Here is a 1,265-nt window from a genome sequence, read left to right as displayed (position 1 = left end):
CATAGTTTTTCATTAAACTTCCATGATTTCTTTCTCTTTATCTTTTGTGATCTCATCAATTTTTGACACATATTCATCTGTCAGCTTTTGTACGTCTTCCGTTGAAGAGCGCAATTCATCCTCAGTCATTTCACCATTTTTCTCTAGTTTTTTCAGATCGTCATTGGCATCGCGGCGGATGTTGCGGACCGCGACTTTAGCATCTTCCGAATATTTTTTCACGAGCTTGGCAAGCTCTTTTCTGCGCTCCTCAGTTAGAGGAGGGATCGTGATCCGGATGATGTTGCCGTCGTTTGACGGAGTTATGCCGAGGTCGGCTTTTTGAATCGCTTTTTCAATATCGCCGAGCGCTGTTTTGTCATATGGTGTGATGAGAAGCATGCGCGCTTCCGGAACCGTAATGGACGCGATCTGGTTTAAAGGCGTCTGCGCTCCGTAGTATTCAACTGTCACTTTGTCCAGCAAAGACGGATTTGCACGTCCTGCACGTACAGTCGCCAATTCGCGCTGATAAGCGCCTATCGCTTTTTCCATCCGTTCTTTTGTTTCATTCATCACTTGAGTTGACACGTTATTTCCCCCTTACGATTGTACCGATTTGTTCGCCTAAAACGGCTTTTTTAATATTTCCTTCTTCCATAATAGAAAAGACGATCAGCGGGATGTCGTTATCCATGCAAAGTGAAGAGGCGGTTGAATCCATGACGGCCAAACCATCTTTTAACACATCGAGATAAGACAATTTTTCATATTTTACGGCTGTTTCGTCAGTTCGAGGATCGGCATTGTATACACCGTCGACATTATTTTTAGCCATTAAGATGACGTCGGCTTCGATTTCAGCCGCTCTGAGCGCTGCGGTCGTATCCGTCGAGAAGTATGGATTGCCTGTACCGGCAGCGAAGATGACGACGCGCTTCTTTTCAAGATGGCGAATCGCTTTTCTTCTTATGTATGGCTCAGCGACCTGCCGCATTTCGATGGATGTCTGAACTCTTGATTGAATGCCGAGCGTTTCAAGGCTGTCTTGCAGCGCAAGGGAATTCATGACCGTTGCAAGCATTCCCATGTAGTCCGCTGTTGCGCGGTCCATTCCGAGATCGCTGCCCGTTTTTCCGCGCCACAGGTTGCCGCCGCCGACGACGACCGCCACTTCAACATCAAGCTCGGCGATTTCTTTCACCTGTTTGGCGATGGACTGGATCACGGTAGGGTTGATGCCGTTTCCCTGTTCACCCGCAAGGGCTTCTCCGCTAAGCTTTAAT

At 47.6% G+C, this 1,265-nt stretch carries 2 protein-coding genes; both read right to left on the bottom strand.

Annotation, left to right across the window (positions count from 1 at the left end; translation table 11 throughout):
* Positions 1 to 12: 12 nt before the first annotated feature.
* On the bottom strand, positions 13 to 570 hold the full coding sequence (gene frr / locus C1T29_RS10700) for a ribosome recycling factor (protein WP_020451417.1): 558 nt from the start codon (positions 568 to 570) through the stop codon (positions 13 to 15).
* Position 571: 1 nt separating this feature from the next.
* On the bottom strand, positions 572 to 1,265 hold a 694-nt coding region (gene pyrH / locus C1T29_RS10695), incomplete at its 5' end, for a UMP kinase (protein WP_208945686.1).

The sequence above is a fragment of the Bacillus sp. MBGLi79 genome (assembly GCF_002953915.1).
This window is presented reverse-complemented; position numbering and strand designations above follow the sequence as displayed.